The sequence below is a fragment of the Stenotrophomonas sp. INTA L402-1 genome, from assembly GCF_059295135.1.
Window position 1 is genome coordinate 41,871 of the sequence record NZ_JCAFWP010000021.1, and the last position, 17,940, is coordinate 59,810.

Here is a 17,940-nt window from a genome sequence, read left to right on the forward strand (position 1 = left end):
TGTAATTACGGCATAATTACAGTCGGGCATGCAACCCGCACTGCAGCAAAAAGCAGGGCCCGCGCGAAGGCGGGCCAATTCAGATTGAAATGGAGGATGACCCGCATCGATCGGGGTAGTGCCGGCCGCTGGCCGGCTCCGCGTCATCGATGCATCGCTTGGAGCCGGCCAGCGGCCGGCACTACCGTTTCTGGTGGCTCAGAACTTCCAGCGCAGGCTGGCCGACACGAAGCGCGGTTCGCCGTAGTTGTTGTAGTCCAGATTCGCCCAGTAGGTCTTGTCCAGTGCGTTGCGCACGCTCAGGGTTGCCGTCCAGTTGTCGCTGATGCGGTAGTTGGCGTTGAACTGCACCAGCATGTAGGCCGACTGGTTCACCGTCACCGTGCCGCCCAGCGGGTAGGCGATGTTGTAGCCCTGCACCTTGCTCTGCCACTGCACGCCACCGCCAACGCTCAGGCGTTCCAGCGCACCGCGCAGCTGCAGCTGGGTGTTGAGCTGCAACAGATCCTTCGGCGGGTTGGCGTACAGCAGATCGGTGGCGGCGCGGGTGACCTTGACGTGGGTGTAGCCGGCATTGACCATCCAGCCCGGCAGGATCTCGCCATTGACGTCCATCTCCCAACCGCGCGCCTTGGTGCCGTTGACGCCGACGTAGGCGGAGGTGCCATCGCTCAGCGAACCCTCCGGCACGCCCATGTCACGCACCGCGTAGTTGTCCTGCTTGGCTTCGAACACGGCGGCATTGGCGGTCAGGCGGCCATCGAACCACTGCGTCTTGATGCCCGCTTCCAGGTTCGAGCCCTGTACTGGCGCCAGCAGGTTCTCGTTGCGGTCCTTGAAGTTCTGCGGGTTGAAGATCTCGGTGTAGCTGGCGTACGCCGAGACGTTCGGCGTGATGTCGTAGACCAGGCCCACGTACGGGGTGACTTCATCACTCACCTTGTATGCACCGCTGGTGCCGGTGTAGGCGCCTGCGGCGTTGTAGGAGCGGCTGAGGGTTTCCCAGCGGCTCAGGCGTGCGCCGGCAATCAGCGACAGCGGATCGGCCAGGCGCAGGCGGGTGGCAAGATAGACGCCACTCTGCGTGGTCTTGGCCACGCGGCGCGCGCCGGTACGGCGGTAGGTGACCTCGGAGATATCGCCGTTCCAGCTGTACACGTTGGGGATGTAATAGCAGCGCTCGCTGCCGCAGCGCGCCCAGTCGGTCGGGAAGTTCAGTGCGAGCGTGTTGGTGGTGCCTTCAAGATCCGACCACTGCGCACCGAGGGTCACGTCGTGGTCGCGGCCGAACAGCGGGAAACTGCCGGTCAGGTAGGCATCGACATTGCGGCGGGTGTCCTTGGAATCACCGGCGGCCGCGCGCAGGAAGATGCCCGAGCCGGTCACCGGGTCCGGGTTGCCGGTGCCGTACAGGCGTACGTTCTGCACGTTGCCGCGGGTGTAGGCGGTGTTGATCTTCAGCAGCCAGTTGTCGCCGAAGCGCTGTTCCAGGTTGGCGAAGGCAGTGTTGCTCTCGCGCTTCCAGTAGCTCCACTTCGGCGACAGGTTGGTCGAGCGCGGCAGGTGCGCGAAATTGCCCTGGTTGTCGAAGAACGGCACGGTGCCCCAGGTCGAGCCGGTCGGATTGTTGTCCTGGCTCTGGTAACCGAGGGTGATCGTGGTGCTGTCGGTGACGTCGCCTTCCAGCACCGCCATGCCGGCCATCTTGTTCTCGTCGTAGCGGTCGTAATACAGGCCACGATCGGTATAGGCGGCGACCACGCGGCTGCGGAAACGGCCGTCATCGGTCAGCGGCGCGGTCACGTCCGCCTCCATGCGCCGATAGTCCCAGCTGCCGGCGCTGACCGCGAACGAGGCATCGAACTCCTTGCCCGGCCGCTTGCGCAGCAGATTCACCGTGGCCGACGGCACGCCGGCGCCGCTGAGCAGGCCGTTGGCACCGCGGATCACTTCGATGCGGTCGTAGAAGGCGGTGTCGTATTCCTGGTTGGTGGAACCGCTGTAGGTGGGAATGCCATCGACCTGGAAGTCGGTGATGGCGAAGCCGCGTGCGTAGTACAGCGGGCGCTGGGTGTCATAGAAGGACACGCTGACGCCGGTGACGTTGCGCATCACGTCGTTGATGCTGAACAGCGATTCGTCCTGCAGGCGCTTCAGGCTGATCGCAGTGGCCGACTGCGGGGTTTCCTGCAGTGTGATCGGCAGGCGGGTGGTGCTGGATGGCGGAGCGGACTGCTCGGCACGGACGCTGACCCGGTCCAGGGTCTTGGCGTCGGATGCATCGGCGGCGGCCTCGGCGAACGCCGGAGACGCGACCAGCGCGAGCGAAGAGAGCAGGGCAGCCGGCAGCAGCGCACGGCGGGGCAGGCGGTTACGGAACGTCAGGGACATGGTGGGTTCGAAGCTCGGAGACGGGAAGGGGGCGGCAACAGTCGTCCAGCACCCGGGGCGGCGGCTTCGGGCACATCAGGTCCATCTGGGAGGGGCGCGGTCACTGCGCAGGGCGCAAATGTAAATAATTCTTAACAACATTACAATTCGCGTCATTGTGCATAGGATTCCCGGCGCCGGGCATCGCTTTCTGCAGCAGGGAGCGGCCCAAACGCGAACGGCCACCCGAAGGTGGCCGTCCGTGTCTGCTACAGGGAATCTGCCAGGCTTACAGCGCCTGCAGTTCCTCATTGGCGTTGCGCTTTTCCTTGGCTGGTGCCGGAACCGCTGCCGGCACCACCGCAGGAGCGGGCGATGCCGCGTCCGCATCCACCGGCACCTCCAGGTACGGCAGGCGCAGGGTCTGGCTGGTCAGCGTGCGGATCTCGTTGACCAGCGCGGCGTTGTCGTTGAGCTTGCGCCCGTACGACGGCACGATCTCGCGCAGGCGGGTTTCCCAGCCGGCCTTCATCTGGTCCGGGAAGGCCTTGGCCATCAGGTCCAGCATGATCGGCGGCGAGGTCGATGCACCCGGCGAGGCACCGAGCAGGGCGGCGATGGTGTGATCCTTGTCGGTCACGATCTCGGTACCGAACTGCAGCACCGGGCCCTTCAGCGGATCACGCTTGATGATCTGCACGCGCTGGCCGGCGGTGACCAGCTTCCAGTCGCCCGGCTTGGCATTGGGGAAGTACTTGACCAGTTCGGCCTGGCGATCGGCATCGTTCAGGCGTGCCTGGGCCATCAGGTACTGCACCAGGTCCAGGTTGTCCTTGCCCACTTCCAGCATCGGGCCAACGTTGTTGTGGGTGACCGAGGAGTACAGGTCCCACCACGAGCCGTGCTTGAGGAACTTGGTGCTGTACAGCGCGAACGGCCCGAACAGGACCACCGGCTTGCCGTCCAGCTTGCGCGCATCCAGGTGCGGCACCGACATCGGCGGCGAACCGGTTTCGGCCATGCCGTAGGCCTTCACGCCATGGCGCGAGGTCACGTCCTGGCCCTGGAAGGCGAGGAACTGGCCACCGACAGGGAAGCCGGCGTAGTCCTTCGATTCCGGAATGCCGGACATCTGCAGCAGCTTCAGCGCGGCGCCACCGGCACCGATGAACACGAAGCGGGCGTGGGTGGTGGACTCGGTTCCGGCCTTGAGGTCCTTCACCGTCACGTTCCAGCTCTTGTCAGCGTTTTGCCGCAGTGCGCTCACTTCGTGGTTCAGGTGCAGGCTGAAGTTCGGGCTGCGCTGCAGGCCGGTGGTCAGCTGGCGGGTGATCACACCGAAGTTGACGTCGGTGCCCAGCGGCATCCAGGTCGCGGCGACCTTCTGCTTCGGGTCACGGCCTTCCATCAGCAGCGGTGCCCACTGCTTGATCTGTGCCGGATCCTCGGAGTACTGCATGCCGTAGAACAGCGGATTCTTCACCAGGGCCTGCTGGCGCTTGTGCAGGTAGGCGATGTTGTCATCACCCCAGACGAAGCTCATGTGCGGGGTCGGGTTGATGAAGTCGCTGGGCTGGCTCAGCCGGCCTTCCTTCACCTGGTGCGACCAGAACTGGCGCGAGACCTCGAACGATTCGGCGATGCCGACCGCGCGCTTGGTCTCGATGCTGCCGTCGGGCAGTTCCGGGGTGTAGTTCAGTTCGGCGAACGCCGAGTGGCCCGTGCCGGCGTTGTTCCAGCCGTCGGAGCTTTCACCGGCGACGCCGTCGAGGCGTTCGTAGACCTGGATGTTCCAGTCCGGCTGCAGTTCCTGCAGGTAGGTGGCCAGGGTGATGCTCATGATGCCGGCGCCGACCAGTACCACGTCGACGGGCTTGTCGTTGCTGGCGGCGGGCACCGAGCGCTGGGTCAGCGGCCAGTACAGGAACAGCGCGGCGGCCAGCAACAGCAGCACGAGCAGGGCGAGCAGGGCCTTGCCAAATTTCTTCATGGGGGCGGGATCGTTGGCGGAGGGGAAGGGGTCAGGATGCGCGTGGGGCAGGGAAAGGGCGTGAAGAAACAACGCCTTGCGCCATCCATCCGCGATTCTAACCGGATCCGGTCCGTTTTTGATGCAACGCAGCATCCGACGTTTCGCGGCCCCGTCACGTGAGCGGCGGGCCCAAGCCTGGCGATCGTAGCCCCAGTAGCGCCAGGCCATGCCTGGCGACGCCTTCAATCAGACCAGCTCCAGAATCTCGTCACCGGCCTCATCGATCTCGCCGGTCGGACGCCAGCCCAGGCGCCGGTAGAAGCCATGCGAGCGCGAACGCGGGTCGGCCGAGCAGGCCAGGAACAGCCGGGTATGGCCGGCATCGCGGGTCAGGCTCACCACCTCCTGCAGCAGCTGGCGGCCGATGCCACGGCCTTCGTAGTCCGGCAGCAGGGCCAGCACCAGCACCTCGCCACTGTCGCGGTCGGCGAAGCAGTAACCGGCCATGCGCTCCCCCTCCCAGGCGACGCGGCCGATCGAATCGCCCTGGGTGATGCCGGCCGCCCAGCTTTCCGGCGTGATGCCCAGCTCCGCCAACTGCGCGGCACTGAAGGCGTTCTCGCGGGTGCGCCCGCGCAGGTCGATGCAGGCGGCGGCATCTTCGGGGCGCGCATCGCGGACGAATACAGGCATGCAGGGCATCCTTGCAGTGATCGGCCGACCAGTATCCGCATCACGCATGGACCCGGTGTGGAGACTTCGTGGAGATTGGATGGAGCAAAAAGGGGACGGAGGGGATTAAGTCGTTTAAGGCCCATACGACATTCTGGGCAAAAACGACTTAATCCCCTCCGTCCCCTTTTTTGCGGGGCTGCCTCAGCGCTTGCGCCGCACCAGCGCTGAGGAGGCGTCCAGCACGGCGCGGGTCAGCAGGGCCATGGTCTGGACGTCACCCTTCCAGTGCTGCCAGTACAGCGGCACGTCTTCCCACGCGCGCTGGCGTACGTAGACCAGGCGGCCGGCGTCCAGGTGCCGCTTGACCAGCGGCAGCGGGTTCATGGTCCAGCCCATGCCGCCCAGGTTGGCCTGCACAAAGGCGCGGGTGGAGGGAATCCACCAGGTCGGTGCGGTGCTGGGCAGGTCATCCCCGGCCATGCGCCGGGCAAAGCGCGACTGCATTTCGTCCTTGCGGTTGAACACCAGCACCGGCGCCTGCGCCAGCGCCTGCGCGGTCACGCCCTTGGCAAAATGGCGTTCGCGGAATTCGGGGGTACAGGTGGCGGCGTAGCGGATGCTGCCCAGCGCGTGGATCTGGCAGCCCTGCACCGGCTCGTCCAGGGTGGTCACCGCGCCCAGCACGGTGCCCTGGCGCAGCAGTTCGACGGTGTGGTCCTGGTCCTCCACGCGCAGGTCCAGGGTGGTGCCGGTGCTCTGTGCGAACTGCGAGGCGGCCTGCGGGAACCAGGTTTCCAGGCTGTCGTGGTTCACCGCCACCGGAATGCTGGCCTGCGGCAGGTCCTCGTCGGCCAGGCCCATCCGGTGCAGGGCATCGTGCTCGAGCAGGGCGGTCTGCTCGGCCAGCTGCACCAGCACCTGGCCCTCGGCGGTGGCGGTGGCCGGGGTGCCGCGCTTGACCAACAGGCGACCGACCCGATCCTCCAGTGCCTTGACCCGCTGCGAGATGGCCGAGGGCGTGACATTCAGCGACTGCGCGGCGCGGTCGAAGCTGCCTTCGCGGATCACTGCGGCGAGGGCGCGCAGTTGGGCATGGTCGATACGCATCGAATTAAGTTCTGCTAATGTTGGTTTAGGAAGTTTAGCTCGTCTTTTTCATGTTGCGGCGCGACAATGGCGCCCGTTCCGGTGCTGTCCGCCTTCGCGAGGCACCGCCCCCCCAAGCAAGCAAAGGCAGTGAATCCCATGTTCTCGGTCATCTCCGCCAGCACCGGCCTCGGTGCCTGGTTCTCTGGTGCAGCTACCGGCATCGGCCTGTTCGCCGTGGTCGGGGCCCAGAGCGCCTTCATTCTGCGCCAGGGCATCCTGCGCAAGCACATCGTGCCGGTGGTTGCCACCTGTGCGGCCATCGATGCGATCTTCATCTTTGCCAGCGTGGCTGGCCTGCGCACGCTCACTTCGGCGCTGCCGTGGCTGACCACCGCCGTGCTGTGGACCGGTGTCGCGTTCCTGGCCTGGTACGCCATGAAGTCGGCACGCCGTGCGATTGCCGGTGGCGGCGGCATGGGCGAGGCTGACAGCGACGACGGCAGCCGCCGCGCGGTGCTGATGGCTGCGGTCGGCTTCTCGCTGATCAACCCGCACTTCTGGCTGGACATGATGGTGATCGGCTCGATCGCCGAGAACTTCGGCAACGCCCGCATGGCCTTCGCCGCCGGTGTGGTGACTGCCAGCTGCCTGTGGCTGACCGCGCAGGGCCTGGGCGCACGCCTGCTGGCGCCGCTGTTCACCAAGCCCAGTACCTGGCGCGTGCTCGACGGCACCATCGCCGTCATCCTCAGCATCCTGGCCCTTACGTTGGCGGTGCGCGGGGTCCACTGACCCGGCGCACGCCCCCCGAACCCACGTCCTGACTCTCTCTCCAAGGTAGTGGTAACGACGGCACCGGCAACGGTGCCGTCGTTTTTTCCGGCTCTGGCGGGAAACGCACGGCCCTGCCTAGAATCGGCACCAGGACAAGGTGTCCACAGGAGCAGGGGAAGGATGCACAAGACGATTCTGGCGGCCGCACTGGCCGTCATCGGGGGCGTTGCCGCAGGCAGCGTGGGAGCGGTGGACCTGACGCAGTACCTGCGTCGCGAGACCTTCACCGACATCAAGATTTCGCCGGGGGGCGAATACGTGGCGGCAACGGTTCCGATGGAGGACACCACCGCGATCGCTGTGCTGCGGTTGAAGGACAAGCAGATGGTCGGCGGTTTCCGGCCACCCAGCCGCAACCACGCGCAGGAATTCGAATGGGTCAGCAACGAGCGCCTGCTGATCGGCCTGGCCCAGAAATGGGGCTCGCTCGACCAGCCCAATCCCACGGGCGAGCTCTATGCCATCGATGCCAACGGCAATCGCGGCGAGTTGCTGGTGGGCTACCGCGTGGAGAGCAACGGCCCGGGAACCCGCATCCAGCCGAAAAAGGTCGAGGCGGTTGCTGCCTTCCTGGCCGACGATCTGCCGGGTGACGAGCGCAACGTGCTGGTCACTGTGTGGCCGCTGGCCGAGGATCCGTTCACCCGCGTCGATCGCATGGATGTGACCAGTGGTCGTCGCTCGCGCGTGGCGTCCTCGCCGGTACGGCGCGGCGAGTTCACCACCGACGGCGCGGGCGAGGTCCGCTTCGTGCACGGCTCGGGCAGCGACAACATCAACAAGCTGTACTTCCGCGAACGCAGCGGCGACAGCTGGAAGCCGATCAACGACGAGGCAGTCAGCAAGCGCATCGAAACCGCCCTCGGCTTCTCGGCCGATGACAATCTGGCCTATCTCAATGTCGAGCAGACGCAGGGCCCCGATGCGATCGTCAGCTGGAATCCGCAGACCGGCGAACGCGCCACGCTGCTGCGCGACGAGGTGGTCAATCCATACCGCATCATCCATCGGCCCGGCACCCATGTGCCGGTCGGCGCGCTGTATCTGGGCGATAAGCCACGGACCCGCTTCTTCGACGAGAAGTCGCCGGAGGCACGCCTGTATCGCAGTCTGGAAGCCGCCTTCGGCGGAGCGGTCTACATCACCTCCAGCACCCGCGATGGCCGTGTCGTGCTGGTGGAAACCTGGTCGGGCACCAATCCCGGCGATTTCTACGTGTACGACACCGTCGCGCGCAAGGCCGATCACCTGATCAGCCGCAGCGACTGGATCGACGTGGACCGCAGCGCCAGCGTGAAGCCGATTGCACTGAAGGCGCGCGACGGGCTGCCGCTGCATGGCTTCCTGACCCTGCCGGCCGGCAGCAGCGGGCGCAACCTGCCGATGGTGGTGATGCCGCATGGCGGCCCGTTCGACATCTTCGATTCCGGCCAGTACGACCGCGAAACGCAGATGCTGGCCGCCGCCGGTTATGCCGTGCTGCAGGTCAACTTCCGCGGGTCAGGCAACTACGGCCGGGCGCATACCCAGGCCGGTGCGCAGCAGTGGGGCGCGGCGATGCAGGACGACGTCACCGATGCCACCCGCTGGGCGATCAGCGAGGGCATCGCCGACGGCCGTCGCATCTGCATCTACGGCGCCAGCTACGGGGCCTACTCGGCGATGATGGGGGCCGCCCGCGAACCCGGGTTGTACCAGTGCGCGGCCGGTTATGTCGGCGTCTACGACCTGCCGATGATGTATACCCGTGGCGACATCCAGGACCGCGGTTCAGGCGTGACCTACCTGCGCGAATGGTTGGGGGATCCGGCCAAGCTGGGCGCGGTGTCGCCGGTGAACCTGGCCGAGCGGATCAAGGTGCCGGTGTTCCTCGCGGCCGGTGGCGAAGACAAGCGCGCGCCGATCCAGCACACCGAGCGCATGGAAGCCGCGCTCAAGCGCGCTGGTACCCCGGTGGAAAGCCTGTACTACAAGACCGAGGGCCACGGTTTCTACACCGAGGCCCATCGCAGCGAGTACTACGGCAAGCTGCTGGCCTTCCTGTCGCGCAGCCTGGGTGGCAAGACCGCGACCACCGCACCCGCGGCCGGCAAGGACAGGGCGCCCTGACGCAAAGGGCGGCGGATGCTCGATCCGCCGCCCTCGATTTCGAATGCGGGGAGGTTTACTTCACCCCGTGCATCATCCGCTTCAGCAGTGGCGCAGCAATGAAGGCCAGCACCGCGCAGCCCAGGCCGATCCACATCAGCAGCCAGAACAGGTGCGCATAGGCGCCGGCAGCGGCCACCATGTCCAGCGTTTCGCCTTCGGGCACTTCGATCGCAGCCAGCTTGCCGAACAGCGCGGCCAGCGTTTCCGAGAACGCGGTGGCCAGGAACCAGGTACCCATCATCAGGCTCATCACCCGCGGTACGGCCAGCTGGGTCACCGCCGACAGGCCCACCGGCGACAGGCACATCTCACCGCTGGCCAGCAGGAAGTAGGCCAGCACCAGCCACCACACGCTGGCCATCTCGCCGGTGGCGCCGACCTGCTGTGCGGCCAGCGCCAGTGGCACGAACGACAGCGCGCCGATCACCAGGCCCCACGCTGATTTCACCGGCTTGCCCGGTTCCCAGCCGCGGCGGTCCATCCAGGTCCACAACGCGGCGAAGGCCGGTGCCAGCAGCACCAGGAACAGGCCGCCCAGGTAGGTCAGCGAACCGGCGGTCTGCGGAATCACCAGGCAGTCGCGCACCAGCAGCACCAGCATCAGTGCCACGATGCCGATGAAGAACGCACGCGGCGCGGTCGAGCCGGGGCGGCGCTCGGACAGGCGTGCGCTGACCACGAAGCCCAGCGGCGCCAGCAGCAGCGAGATGATCGACCACGGCAGCGGCGTACCGCCGGTGATCACCAGCGAGGGCACGATGTCCTTTGTCAGCAGGCGGTCGGTGAAGGTCACCCACGAGCCGTAGGACTGCTCGTACATGGTGAAGAACACCAGTGCCATGAAGATCAACACCATCAGCGCGATCATCTGCTGGCGCTGTACCGGCGTGCACTTGCTGCCGGTGAACCAGGCGAACCAGACCAGCACGCCACCCAGCACCACCAGCATCAGCATCAGCGCCAGGCTGATTTCACCGCCCAGCGCGAACGCGCCGTTGCCGGCCGCCCACATCAGCCACGCGACCGGCAGCACACCGAGCACCGCGCACAGATAGATGAGCCATTCGCGCGGCAGGCCCAGCACCTTCTGCTTCAGCGCGGCCGGCTGCGGCGGTTCGGCATGGCCCTGCAGGTACTTCTGGCCCCACAGGAACATCGCCAGGCCGGCCAGCATGCCGATGCCGGCTGCACCGAAACCGTACTTCCAGCCGTAGGCCTCGCCGAGGAAGCCGCACACCAGCGACGAGAACAGCGCGCCGAGATTGATGCCGGCGTAGAACAGCGAGAAGCCCGAATCGCGGCGCGGGTCGTCCTTGGCGTACAGCTTGCCGACGATGGTGGAGATGTTCGGCTTGAGGAAGCCGACGCCCATGATGATCAGCGCCAGCGACAGGTAGGTCACCGCCAGTGCCGAGGTGTCGCGCACCACTTCGCCGTTCACCCGATACGCGGCGTGGCCTTCGAAGGCCATGCCGAGGTGGCCGAGCACCAGCAGGATGCCGCCGAACAGCACCGCCCGGCGCATGCCCAGCCAGCGGTCGGCCAGCATGCCGCCGAACACCGGGATGCAGTACACCAGGCCGCCATAGGCACCGAGCAGGTCCAGGCCGGCCTTGTCGCCGAACAGGTGGTACTTGGTCAGGTACAGCAGCAGCAGCGCCTTCATGCCATAGAAGGAGAAGCGCTCCCACATTTCGGTGAAGAAGCAGACGTAGACGCCCTTGGGATGGCCCAGGAAATCGTCGGAAGCAATAGCGGTGGAATTCATCGCGGAATTATAGGCCTGTGGCCCGATCCGCTTTCAGTAGATCCACGCCATGCGTGGATTGCCGGACTGGCCTGGGCGATCACAGGTACCGCAACCACGCCAGATCGCGCCTTCGTGCCTTGAACCGCGCGAACGCCCGCGTCGGCGGGTACAGCACCACCGCCAGCGCACAGGCCACCAGCAGCAGGCCGGCCACCGAATCCAGTGCGTACAGATCACCGTGTGTCGGCCCCCAGATCGCCAGCGCGGCCAGGTACAGCCCCTTCAGCACATACAGGTGCAGCAGGTAGAAGAACATCGGCGCGGCGCCGACATCGGCCAGCGGGCGCAGCGCGCGCGCCAGTGGCGGCCATTCGTACAGGCGCAGCAGCAACAGTCCCACGCCCAGCGTCAACAGCAGGAACTGCAGCGACGGCGGGTACTTGGTGATGTTGAATACGCTCATCCAGGTGCGCAGCGTGCTGGTCTGGTACTGCCACGGTGCATCCCCGTACTGGTTGGCGAACCGCAGCAGGGCGAACAGGGCCAGCGCGCCGACGCCTGCGCACAGCAGCCAGCGCTGGCGTTGCGCCGGGTCGCGGTCGCGGGCGAACCACGGCCCCATCAGGTAGCCCAGCGCGATCACCCCGATCCACGGCAGCACCGGGTAGGAAGTGCGCAGGCGCAGCGCGCCGGTCTCGATCCAGTCGCGCTGGTGCAGCACTTTCCACAGCATCGCCAGCAGACCGTGGCCTTCCACTCGCACGCCGTCCAACAGGTTGTGCCCGGCCACCACCGCGACTGCCAGCACCAGCAGGGCCGGGCGCGGCAGCCACAGAAGGCCGGCCAGCGCGATCATGCTCAGTCCGATGGCCCAGATCACCTGCAGGTACAGCGTTTCCGGCGGCAGCTGGAAGGTCCAGGCGAAGTTCACCAGGGTCAGTTCCAGCACCACCAGGAACAGCCCGCGCTTGAGCAGGAACGCGGCCATGGCCCGGCGTGGATCCGGCTGGCGCTGGCCGTACAGCCAGGCCGACAGACCAGTGAGCAGCACGAATACCGGGGCGCACAGATGCGCCAGCAGACGGCAGGCGAACAGCGCAGGGGAGACCGTCGATGCGTCCATCGGGTCGCTTACCTGATGCTGCAGGAAGAAGGTCTCGCGCACGTGGTCCAGCAACATCAACAGCATCACGGTGCCGCGCAGCTGGTCGATGGAGGCCAGGCGAGGGGAGGGGGAAGGGGGCATGCGATGCAGTAACAGCAAGGTAGCATTAAGATATAACATATCATTTGCTCTGCGCCCAGCCGGACTTTGCCGGGTCGGTCGATTGCCGGTCCACGTACTGGCCCATTGCGCTGCAGCACACGCCCCCATCCTTTGGCACGCTGGACTTGATCTGCCCTGAACGCTAGCGTGGCAGGGATTTTTTGCCAGCAGGGGCTTCCATGAACCACGACGCTGCGCCCAAGCAGCTCACCTTCCGCGCAGTGGCCCTGGCCATCGTGCTGGCGGTGGTGCTGTCCGCCGCAAACGCCTACCTCGGTCTGTTCGCAGGCCTGACCATCGCCACCGCCATTCCCGCCGCGGTGATTTCCATGGGCGTGCTGCGCCTGCTGGGCGGTGGCTCCATCCTTGAAAACAACATCGTGCAGACCGGCGCCTCGGCCGGTTCGTCGATCGCCGCCGGTGTGATCTTCACCATCCCGGCGCTGGTGATCATGGGCTACTGGCCGGACTTCAAGTACTGGTGGGTGCTGGGCATCGCCGGCCTCGGTGGCCTGCTGGGCGTGCTGTTCTCGGTGCCGCTGCGCCGTTCGATGATCGTTGAAGACCCGCTTCCGTTCCCGGAAGGCAAGGCTGCGGCCGAAGTGCTCAAGGCTGGTGAGAACCCGGGCCCGGGCCTGAAGATCCTCGGCCTGTCGGCAGTCATCGGTGCCTTCGTCAAGCTGGCCGCGGAAAGCGGCATGCGCCTGATTCCCGACGCCTGGGCCACCTCGGCCTACGTCGGCAGCTCCAAGGTCACCGCCTTCATCGGTACCAACCTGTCGCCGGCACTGCTGGGCGTGGGCTACATCGTCGGCCTCAACGTCGGCATCGTGGTCGTGTCCGGCTCGATCCTGACCTGGCACATCGCCATCCCGATCTACCAGGCGTTCTTCATGAACACCGATCCGGCACTGGCCGCGTCGGTCGCCACGGCATCCTCCACCGAAGCGGCGTTCGCCATCTGGGGCGCGAAGATGCGTTACCTGGGTGTCGGCGCAATGCTGATCGGCGGCATCTGGACCCTGATCTCGCTGCGCAAGTCGCTGCTCAATGGCGTCAAGAGCGGCTTTGCCGCCGCCCGCAAGAGCGGTGGCCCGGTGCTGGCGCACACCGAGCGCGACCTGCCGATGAAGTGGATGCTGGTGGCCCTGGTGGTCTTCGTGCTGCCGCTGCTGGCCCTGTACCAGGCCATCGTCGGCCAGTGGCACGTGTCGATCCCGATGACCATCATCATGATCGTTGCCGGCTTCCTGTTCGTGTCGGTCTCGGCCTACCTGGCCGGCTTGATCGGTTCGTCCAACAACCCGGTGTCGGGCATCACCATCTCCACCATCCTGTTCGCCTCGGCCGTGCTGGTGGTGCTGCTGGGCGCCGATGGCCTCAAGCCGGTCGGTGCCGGTGGTGCGCCGTTGGGCGCGGTGGCGGCGATCATGATCGGCGCGGTGGTGTGCTGCGCCGCAGCGGTTGGCGGTGACAACCTGCAGGACCTCAAGGCCGGCTATATCGTAGGTGCCACCCCGTGGAAGCAGCAGCTGATGCTGGGCATCGGTGCCTTCTCGTGCGCGCTGATCATGGCCCCGGTGCTGAACCTGCTAGCCACCGCCTACGGCATCGGCGTGAAGTCCGAGCTGCACCCGAACGCGCTGGCTGCGCCGCAGGCAAACCTGATGGCCTCGGTGGCCAAGGGCCTGTTCGGTGGCGAACTGCCGTGGACCTTCATCGGCATCGGTGCCGTGGTTGGTGCCGCCATCATCGCCTTCGACAGCTGGCTGAAGTCGCGCAACGCACGCTTCCGCGTGCCGGTGCTGGCCGCCGCCATCGGCATCTACCTGCCGCTGGAGCTGATGGTGCCGATCTTCCTCGGCGGCCTGATCGCCCACCTGGTCGAGCGCTTCCACAAGGTGCGAGCCGATGACGAAGAAGGCCGCGACCGCGTGCATAAGCCGGGTGTGCTGTTCGCTGCGGGCCTGATCACCGGTGAGGCACTGATGGGCATCGCCATCGCGATTCCGATCGTGGTCAGCAGCCGCGCCGACGTGCTGGCCGTGCCGTTCCACCTGCCGGGCGCGCAGTGGATCGGCCTGGCCGTGCTGTTCCTGGTGGGCTGGCTGATCTACCGCACCGGCAAGTACACCAAGGCGTAAGGGACAGGTAGTGCCGGCCGCTGGCCGGCAATCCCGGAATCCCGTGATACCCCTGGTTGCCGGCCAGCGGCCGGCACTACCGCAAACCGCGCTACGGCGCGGTTTGCTTTTTCTGGCGGCGGGGCCAACCCCGCGCGCAGCCATGACCGATGGCCTTGGCAGCCCCGGCCGCACGGGCCTACCATCGGTTTTTTGCCGTCCTGCGGAGACCCCGATGAAACTGCGTCATGCCCTGCTGCCACTGAGCCTGCTGGCTGCCCTGCCCAGCGTTGCCGCTGCCCGTGGCCTGGAAGTCCGCGACATGGTGGCCATGGACCGCGTCTCCGCGCCGGTACTGACCACGGACGGTGGCACTGTGGTGTTCGCCAAGCGCAGCGTGGACGCCAACCTGAAGGCCTCCACCGCGCTGTTCGCGCGCAACCTGCGCACCCGCGATGCGGCACCGCCCAAGCAGATCACCCCGGCCGGCTGGAACGTCAATTCCGCTTCGCTGTCGGCCGATGGCCAGACCGTCTACTTCCTCAGCGCCAAGAACGGCAGCCAGCAGCTGTACGCGCAGCCGATCAACGGCGGCACCCCGCGTCAGCTGACCGACTTCCCGGTGGACGTGGACAGCTACCACGTGTCACCGCAGGACGACCGCGTGCTGTTCAGTGCCGGCGTGTTCCAGGCCTGTGCCTCGGATCTGGCATGCACCGAGAAGAAGCTGAAGGAAAAGAAGGACGCCAAGGCCAGCGGCCAGGTGTGGGATTCGCTGTTCGTGCGCCACTGGGATACCTGGAACGACGGCCGCCGCAACACCCTGTTCGTGGCGCCGCTGCCGGCAGGCAAGGCCGGGGCGGTCAAGGGCGCCTCGGCGCTGAGCGCGACCATCGACGGCGATGCACCGTCCAAGCCGTTCGGTGGCAATGACGATTTCGCGTGGTCGCCGGATGGCGCCAGCGTGGTGGCCAGCATCCGCGTGGCCGGCAAGCAGGAGCCGTGGTCGACCAACTTCGACCTGTACCGCTTCGACGCTGCGGGCAAGCAGGCGCCGGTCAACCTGACCGCCTCCAATCCGGCCTGGGATGCCGGCCCGGTGTTCAGTGCCGACGGCAAGACCCTGTTCTACCGTGCGATGAAGCGCCCGGGCTTCGAGGCCGACCGTTTCGGCCTGATGGCGATGGACCTGGCGAGCGGCAAGAGCCGTGAGATCGCGCCGCAATGGGATCGTTCGGCGGGCGGCATCACCCTGTCCGCGGATGGCAGCAGCATCTACACCACTGCCGATGACCTCGGCGAGCACCCGCTGTTCCAGATCGACGTGGCCAGCGGCAAGGCCACCAAGCTGATCGGCGACGGCAGCGTGACCTCGGTGGACGTGGCCGGCACCAGCGTGGCGATCACCCGCAACAGCCTGAAGAGCAACGACCAGGTGCTGGTCGGCCTGCTGCCGGCCGCCGGCGAAGCCATCGGCGAGCTGCGCGCGCTGACCCCGGCCGCTGGCGACGTGCTCAAGGACGTCAGCTTCGGTGACTACGAACAGTTCGAGTTCAAGGGCTGGAACAACGACACCGTGCACGGCTATGTGGTCAAGCCGCACAACTACCAGGAAGGCAAGTCGTACCCGGTCGCGTTCCTGATCCACGGCGGCCCGCAGGGCAGCTTCGGCAATGGCTGGAGCTACCGCTGGAATCCGCAGACCTATGCGGGCCAGGGCTACGCCGTGGTGATGATCGACTTCCACGGCTCCACCGGCTATGGCCAGGCCTTCACCGATGCGATCAGCCAGCACTGGGGCGACCGCCCGCTGGAAGACCTGCAGAAGGGATGGGATGCGGCGCTGAAGAAGTATTCCTTCCTCAACGGTGACAAGGCCTGTGCGCTGGGCGCCAGCTACGGCGGCTTCATGGTCAACTGGATCGCCGGCAACTGGAACGGCCCGTTCAAGTGCCTGGTCAACCATGACGGCGTGTTCGACCAGCGCATGATGGGCTACGCCACCGAAGAACTGTGGTTCACCGAGTGGGAGCAGGGCGGTACGCCGTACCAGAAGGCGGCGAACTACGAGAAGTTCAACCCGGTCAACCACGTGGCGGACTGGAAGAAGCCGATCCTGGTCATCCACGGCCAGCAGGACTTCCGTATTCCGGTCGAGCAGGGCCTGGCCGCGTTCACTGCTGCCCAGCGCCAGGGCATCGAATCGAAGTTCCTGTACTTCCCGGATGAAAACCACTGGGTGCTGAAGCCGAACAACAGCATCCTGTGGCATGACACCGTCAATGCCTGGCTGAAGCAGCACATCGGCAACTGATGACGGCAGCGCCGCCCTTCGGGGCGGCGCTTTTGTTTCGCCATCTGCTGTACCGGTGGGTGCCGACCGTTGGTCGGCACACCTTCCTGATCTGCCGCCAACAGCAGCCGGCCAGCGGCCGGCTCTACCCAGAGCGCCTGCATGCCCTCGACCGCCCTGATCCAGAACGACATCGTCGTCTTCGGTTTGATCGCCGCCACCCTGGGCGCCGTGTTCTGGACCGCCTCGCGCGAGCAGGGCCTGTGGAAACGCTTCTACACCTTCGTGCCGGCACTGCTGCTGTGCTACCTGATTCCCGGCATCTACAACACCGTCGGCCTGATCGACGGTCAGAACACCAAGCTCTACAACCCGATCGCACGCGACATCCTGCTGCCGGCAGCGCTGATCCTGCTGACCCTGGCGGTGGACATCAAGGGCATCCTGCGGCTCGGGCCGAAGCTGGTGCTGATGTACCTGGGTGCGTCCGCCAGCATCATGCTGGGTGCGGTGGTGGCTTTCCTGGTGATGCGCGCGCTGCATCCGGAAACGGTGGCCGGTGACACCTGGGCCGGCATGGCCGCACTGGCCGGCAGCTGGATCGGCGGCGGTGCCAACATGCTGGCGATGCGCGAAGTGTTCGACGTCAACGCCACCACGTTCGGCCAGTTCGCGGTGGTCGATGTCGGTGTCGGTTACGTGTGGATGGCCGCGCTGATCTTCCTGGCCGGGCGCGCAGCGAAGATCGACGCGCGCAGCGGTGCCGACACGTCGGCCATCGATGAGCTGAAGGAGCGCATCGCGCGCTTCCAGGCCGAGCATGAGCGCGTTCCCAGCCTCACCGACCTGATGCTGATCGTGGCAGTGGCCTTCGGCGGCGTGGGTCTGTCACACGCGATCGGTGCGCCGCTGGCAGCATGGTTCAAGGCCAATGTCAGCTGGGCCTCGCAGTTCAGCCTGGATGCGCCGTTCGTGTGGGTGGTGGTGCTGTCGACCACGCTGGGCCTGAGCCTGAGCTTCACCCGTGCACGCACGCTGGAAGGTGCGGGCGCCTCGCGGCTGGGTTCGCTGCTGCTGTACTTCCTGATTGCCTGCATCGGCATGCAGATGGATCTGCTGGCGCTGCTGGACCGCCCATGGCTGTTCCTGCTCGGCCTGATCTGGATTGCCGTGCACATCGCGCTGCTGTGGTGCCTGGGCAAGCTGCTGAAGGTGCCGTTCTTCTATTTCGCGATCGGTTCGCAGTCGAACATCGGTGGCCCGGCTTCGGCGCCGGTGGTGGCTGCAGCGTTCCATCCGGCCCTGGCGCCGGTGGGCGTGTTGCTGGGCACGATGGGCTACGCCACCGGCACCTACCTGGCCTACATCGTCGGCATTACCCTGCGCGCGCTGGCAGGGCAGGGCTGATGGGGTAGT

The 17,940-nt window shown here is 66.2% G+C and carries 11 protein-coding genes; 5 read left to right on the forward strand and 6 right to left on the reverse strand.

Translation table 11 applies throughout. The annotated features are described in order from the left end of the window. Positions 1–198: 198 nt before the first annotated feature. The 4 genes from AC5O77_RS13265 to AC5O77_RS13280 all read right to left on the reverse strand — a co-directional run bounded on the left by AC5O77_RS13265 (position 199) and on the right by AC5O77_RS13280 (position 6,124). On the reverse strand, positions 199–2,391 hold the full coding sequence (locus AC5O77_RS13265) for a TonB-dependent siderophore receptor (RefSeq protein ID WP_478058500.1): 2,193 nt from the start codon (positions 2,389–2,391) through the stop codon (positions 199–201). 268 nt (positions 2,392–2,659) lie between these two features. Next, positions 2,660–4,360, reverse strand: a complete 1,701-nt coding sequence (mqo, locus tag AC5O77_RS13270; protein WP_121503932.1) for a malate dehydrogenase (quinone) — start codon at positions 4,358–4,360, stop codon at positions 2,660–2,662. A 228-nt stretch (positions 4,361–4,588) separates the two neighbouring features. Then, positions 4,589–5,035 carry a GNAT family N-acetyltransferase gene (locus tag AC5O77_RS13275; RefSeq protein WP_197615741.1) on the reverse strand — a complete coding sequence of 149 codons (447 nt, stop codon included), beginning with the start codon at positions 5,033–5,035 and terminating at the stop codon, positions 4,589–4,591. A 183-nt stretch (positions 5,036–5,218) separates the two neighbouring features. Beyond that, entirely contained in the window at positions 5,219–6,124 is a 906-nt protein-coding gene (locus tag AC5O77_RS13280) for a LysR family transcriptional regulator ArgP (protein WP_010483397.1), read from the reverse strand. A gap of 138 nt (positions 6,125–6,262) precedes the next feature. Between AC5O77_RS13280 and AC5O77_RS13285 the strand changes: the two genes are divergently transcribed. Both AC5O77_RS13285 and AC5O77_RS13290 read left to right on the forward strand, forming a co-directional pair. Beyond that, positions 6,263–6,898 (forward strand): LysE/ArgO family amino acid transporter, encoded by a 636-nt coding sequence (locus AC5O77_RS13285; protein ID WP_005408523.1) that lies wholly within the window; start codon positions 6,263–6,265, stop codon positions 6,896–6,898. A gap of 162 nt (positions 6,899–7,060) precedes the next feature. Continuing rightward, positions 7,061–9,049: an alpha/beta hydrolase family protein gene (locus AC5O77_RS13290; RefSeq protein WP_478058497.1), complete on the forward strand. Its 1,989-nt coding sequence runs from the start codon at positions 7,061–7,063 to the stop codon at positions 9,047–9,049. A gap of 55 nt (positions 9,050–9,104) precedes the next feature. Here the strand turns inward: AC5O77_RS13290 and AC5O77_RS13295 are convergent, their stop codons facing one another. Beyond that, entirely contained in the window at positions 9,105–10,859 is a 1,755-nt protein-coding gene (locus AC5O77_RS13295; protein ID WP_478058495.1) for a peptide MFS transporter, read from the reverse strand. A 79-nt stretch (positions 10,860–10,938) separates the two neighbouring features. Beyond that, entirely contained in the window at positions 10,939–12,087 is a 1,149-nt protein-coding gene (locus AC5O77_RS13300) for an acetyltransferase domain-containing protein (RefSeq protein WP_285303397.1), read from the reverse strand. A 200-nt stretch (positions 12,088–12,287) separates the two neighbouring features. On the opposite strand from AC5O77_RS13300, the gene AC5O77_RS13305 reads away from it, so the two are divergent. From AC5O77_RS13305 to AC5O77_RS13315, 3 genes are all read left to right on the forward strand, one after another. Further along, positions 12,288–14,252 (forward strand): OPT family oligopeptide transporter, encoded by a 1,965-nt coding sequence (locus tag AC5O77_RS13305; RefSeq protein WP_032127608.1) that lies wholly within the window; start codon positions 12,288–12,290, stop codon positions 14,250–14,252. A gap of 214 nt (positions 14,253–14,466) precedes the next feature. After that, a complete protein-coding gene (locus AC5O77_RS13310; RefSeq protein WP_478058492.1) occupies positions 14,467–16,545 on the forward strand; it encodes a S9 family peptidase in 2,079 nt (692 codons plus the stop codon). A gap of 141 nt (positions 16,546–16,686) precedes the next feature. Then, complete coding sequence (locus AC5O77_RS13315) at positions 16,687–17,931, forward strand: DUF819 family protein (RefSeq protein ID WP_032127606.1); 1,245 nt, start codon at positions 16,687–16,689, stop codon at positions 17,929–17,931. Positions 17,932–17,940: the final 9 nt, after the last annotated feature.

Excerpts from the sequence above, each read along its gene's own strand:
- AC5O77_RS13265 (WP_478058500.1), bottom strand. The coding sequence starts at position 2,391 with ATGTCCCTGACGTTCCGTAACCGCCTGCCCCGCCGTGCGCTGCTGCCG.
- mqo (WP_121503932.1), bottom strand. The coding sequence starts at position 4,360 with ATGAAGAAATTTGGCAAGGCCCTGCTCGCCCTGCTCGTGCTGCTGTTG.
- AC5O77_RS13275 (WP_197615741.1), bottom strand. The coding sequence starts at position 5,035 with ATGCCTGTATTCGTCCGCGATGCGCGCCCCGAAGATGCCGCCGCCTGC.
- AC5O77_RS13280 (WP_010483397.1), bottom strand. The coding sequence starts at position 6,124 with ATGCGTATCGACCATGCCCAACTGCGCGCCCTCGCCGCAGTGATCCGC.
- AC5O77_RS13285 (WP_005408523.1), top strand. The coding sequence starts at position 6,263 with ATGTTCTCGGTCATCTCCGCCAGCACCGGCCTCGGTGCCTGGTTCTCT.
- AC5O77_RS13290 (WP_478058497.1), top strand. The coding sequence starts at position 7,061 with ATGCACAAGACGATTCTGGCGGCCGCACTGGCCGTCATCGGGGGCGTT.
- AC5O77_RS13295 (WP_478058495.1), bottom strand. The coding sequence starts at position 10,859 with ATGAATTCCACCGCTATTGCTTCCGACGATTTCCTGGGCCATCCCAAG.
- AC5O77_RS13300 (WP_285303397.1), bottom strand. The coding sequence starts at position 12,087 with ATGCCCCCTTCCCCCTCCCCTCGCCTGGCCTCCATCGACCAGCTGCGC.
- AC5O77_RS13305 (WP_032127608.1), top strand. The coding sequence starts at position 12,288 with ATGAACCACGACGCTGCGCCCAAGCAGCTCACCTTCCGCGCAGTGGCC.
- AC5O77_RS13310 (WP_478058492.1), top strand. The coding sequence starts at position 14,467 with ATGAAACTGCGTCATGCCCTGCTGCCACTGAGCCTGCTGGCTGCCCTG.
- AC5O77_RS13315 (WP_032127606.1), top strand. The coding sequence starts at position 16,687 with ATGCCCTCGACCGCCCTGATCCAGAACGACATCGTCGTCTTCGGTTTG.